Origin of the sequence: Halomonas sp. BC2, from assembly GCF_002078115.1 — a bacterium.
GTDB classification, from domain to species: Bacteria; Pseudomonadota; Gammaproteobacteria; order Pseudomonadales; family Halomonadaceae; genus Vreelandella; species Vreelandella stevensii.
Genome location: NZ_LFGT01000008.1, coordinates 107,135 through 110,386, shown reverse-complemented (window position 1 = coordinate 110,386; position 3,252 = coordinate 107,135). Strand labels below are relative to the sequence as shown.

Sequence of the window (3,252 nt, the reverse complement as noted above, 5' to 3'; positions counted from 1 at the left end):
GTGCCAGCAGCGTGCCTGGCGGGCAGGCGGGCTGCTCGCCGGGTTCGACGCTGGCCATCAGCAGGCGCAGGCGGTCGTTGCCCAGCGCGCACCAGGCTACAGGCCAGGGGTTGAAGGCGCGAATCTTGCGCGCCAGCTGCTCGGCAGGCTGAGAGAAGTCCAGTTCGGCCTCGGCCTTGCTGAGCTTGGCGGCGTAGGTGACGCCTTCGTCGGGCTGGGCGGTGGCTTGAAGGCTGCCGTTGTCGAGGTTGTCCAGCACGTGGATCAGCGCATTGGCCCCTTGAATGGCCAGGCGGTCGTGCAGGTCGCCGCCCGTGGTGCGGGGCGTGATCGGGGTGCGCACTTCGTGCAGCATGGCGCCGGTATCCAGGCCCGCATCCATCTGCATGATGGTGACGCCCGAGGCGCTATCGCCCGCTTCGATGGCGCGCTGAATGGGCGCCGCGCCGCGCCAGCGGGGAAGCAGCGAGGCGTGTACGTTGATGCAGCCCAGGCGCGGCGTATCCAGCACTGCCTGGGGGAGCAGCAGCCCGTAGGCCACCACGACCATCACATCGGCGTTCAGGGCCGCCAGCTCGGCCTGGGCCTCGGCGTCTTTCAGGCTGATGGGTTGATACACCGGCAGCGCTTGGGCTTGAGCCAGCTGTTTGACCGGGCTGGGAGTGAGTTTACGTCCCCGACCGGCAGGGCGGTCGGGCTGGGTGTAGACCGCCACCACTTCGTGTTCGCTGTCGAGAAGGGCAGCAAGGCTGGAGGCGGCGAAGTCTGGCGTGCCAGCAAAAACAACGCGTAACGGTGACATGGTGGAGAGCCCTTGAGTGAAAAGAGAAAGTGCTGCCGATGAAACGCAGGAGGGCCGAGAGGCAGCGTTGTCGTCACAGGTAAGCTTGTGGGGCAACGTTGTCAGCTCGGCCCAGGGCCAGATGACGCAACCGGGGTCAGGCGTCGTTCATCTGCTTGTAGCGCTTCTGCATTTTTTTCATGACCCGGTCGCGCTTGAGCGGGGACAGATAATCCACGAACAGCACGCCTTCCAGGTGATCGTACTCATGCTGAATGCAGTGGGCCAGCAAGCCGTCGGCTTCCAGCTCGTAGGGCTCGCCGTGGCGGTCCAGCGCCGTCAGCTTGACCTTCAGGTAGCGCGGTACTTCGGCGTAATACTCGGGAATCGACAGGCAGCCTTCCGACAGCGGCTCACGCTCTTCGCCGATAGGCTCATAGCGGGGGTTGATCATCACCAGCGGCTGGGAGTTGTCGTCGCTGACGTCCATGACCACCACCCGGCGGTGCACGTCGACTTGCGTGGCGGCCAGGCCGATGCCTCGGGCGTCGTACATGGTCTCCAGCATGTCATCCACGAGCTGGCGGACCTCGTCGTCCACGGTTTCCACCGCGACCGCCTTGGTGCGCAGGCGCTCGTCAGGAAATACGAGAATAGGAAGTTTGGCCATGGCGTTACCGTCACCGTTTATGCAGAGTCTTGAAGATGAGCAGGCGCCGCGCTGGGTTGGCGGGCCTAAGTGCTTTATATTGACCACTATATCACGCCATAAGCGTTCCTGGGCACGCGCTCGCAGCCGCTTCAAACAATCATCAGGGGATAACGAGGGGAGAACGGGATGGTGGCTAGAAAGCCGTTGTATCACAGCGTGTTTGGGGTGCTGCTGGCGGTGCTGGCGCTAAGCCCGGCGGCGCACGCTTGGGAGCGGCTGCGCAGCGATGCGCCCGAGCGCTATGAAGTGGTCGCCGGGGATACGCTATGGGATATCTCCGCACGCTACCTGCGCTCCCCCTGGCAGTGGCCCTCGCTGTGGCAAGCCAACCCGCAGATTCGCAACCCGCACCTCATCTACCCGGGCGACATACTGATACTGGGCGATTGCCAGGGCCAGCCGTGCCTGACGCTGGAGCGTGGTCAGAGTGTGGTGCGGCTATCGCCGCAAATGCGCAGCGTTCCCGAGCGAGAAGCGATCACGCCCATTCCCATGGACGTGGTGCGCTCTTTCTTGCGCGACCACCGGGTGGTCGAGCCGGGTGAGGACATTCAGGAGTTGGCCTATGTGGTGGGTGGCGACAACCAGCGGCTGATCAGCGGTGCCGGGGATACGCTCTATGTGCGTGGCGAGCTGCCCGCCCGCCAGCGGCTGGGGATCTATCGCCCCGGCGAGCCTTACCTGGCAGCAGACGGCACCCTGCTGGGCGACGAGTTGATCAGTATCGGCGAAGCGCGGCGCATCAGCAGTGAAGGCGATATTTCACGTGTCGAAGTACTGCGTGCCAACCAGGAAGTGCGCAACAACGACATCCTGCTGCCGCTGGAAGATATTCCGGGCAGCGAGGCCTTTGCTCCCAGGGCGCCGCTGAACCAGGTGGCCGGGCGGATCGTGGCCGTGCCCAGCGGCGTTCGCTTCATTGGCCGGTTGCAGGTCGTGGCGCTGGATCTAGGCACCCAGGATGGCCTGCAGCCCGGCCATGTCCTGCGTGTCGATCAGCAGGGCGAAGTGGTCAACGACCCGCGCACCCAGGAGCTGATTCAGTTGCCCGCCACCGAGGCGGGCCTCGTGATGATCTTCAAACCCTACAGTCACATGAGCTATGCGCTGGTCATGCAGGCTTCCAATGTGTTGGCCGTGGGTGACGTGGTGAGATCTCCTCAGCGCTAGTGTTCGTGCATTTCGTACTCAGCCTGGTTTTCGTACATAACCTGGTTCTTGTACATAACCTGGTTTTTGTACATAGCCCGGTAAGCCGCAGGGGTACTCGAACGATGAAAAGGAGGTGGCGATGGACGCCAGGGAGTGGCTGGTAATCAATGCATTGCCCGGCATGGGCGCAACCCGTATTGCACAGCTGGTGGCCCGCTCGCCCCAGTGGCCACAGGGCTGGCTGGCGGCGCTGCCCAGTGCAGCGGCCAATGCCCTCAGATTATGGCTGGCGCAGCCTCAGCGCAGCCCGCTTCAACAGGTGGTGGAAGAGACCGAGGCGTGGCTTGATAAGGCGCCCCATCGTCATCTGCTGCACCGCGACCACCCGGCCTGGCCTGCCTTGCTGAACCAATTGCCGGACCCGCCCGTGGTGCTGTGGGCACAAGGGGATTTGCAGGCGCTGGAGGGCCCGGGCCTGGCCATGGTGGGCACCCGCAAACCGACCGCCGAAGGCAGTGGCCATGCCCAGGCGTTTGCCCGTGAGCTGGCCAGCCGTGGCTGGTGCATCGTCAGCGGTATGGCGCTGGGCGTCGATGGCGTTGCCCAG

4 protein-coding genes are annotated in these 3,252 nt (G+C 64.2%); 2 read left to right on the top strand and 2 right to left on the bottom strand.

Translation table 11 applies throughout. From position 1 onward, the window contains the following. Both fmt and def read right to left on the bottom strand, forming a co-directional pair. Nucleotides 1–802: methionyl-tRNA formyltransferase (fmt, locus tag B7L71_RS05860; RefSeq protein ID WP_081136608.1), on the bottom strand; the 802-nt coding region annotated here is incomplete at its 3' end. 136 nt (nucleotides 803–938) lie between these two features. Then, on the bottom strand, nucleotides 939–1,451 hold the full coding sequence (def, locus tag B7L71_RS05855; protein ID WP_081136606.1) for a peptide deformylase: 513 nt from the start codon (nucleotides 1,449–1,451) through the stop codon (nucleotides 939–941). Nucleotides 1,452–1,619: 168 nt separating this feature from the next. Here def and B7L71_RS05850 point away from each other — a divergent pair, with 168 nt between their 5' ends. Next, complete coding sequence (locus B7L71_RS05850; RefSeq protein ID WP_081136604.1) at nucleotides 1,620–2,663, top strand: LysM peptidoglycan-binding domain-containing protein; 1,044 nt, start codon at nucleotides 1,620–1,622, stop codon at nucleotides 2,661–2,663. 121 nt (nucleotides 2,664–2,784) lie between these two features. After that, nucleotides 2,785–3,252 (top strand): DNA-processing protein DprA (locus tag B7L71_RS05845; RefSeq protein ID WP_170919440.1); only part of this gene is annotated, 468 nt, incomplete at its 3' end.

Coding starts and splice junctions, on each gene's coding strand:
- def (WP_081136606.1), bottom strand. CDS start 1,451: ATGGCCAAACTTCCTATTCTCGTATTTCCTGACGAGCGCCTGCGCACC.
- B7L71_RS05850 (WP_081136604.1), top strand. CDS start 1,620: ATGGTGGCTAGAAAGCCGTTGTATCACAGCGTGTTTGGGGTGCTGCTG.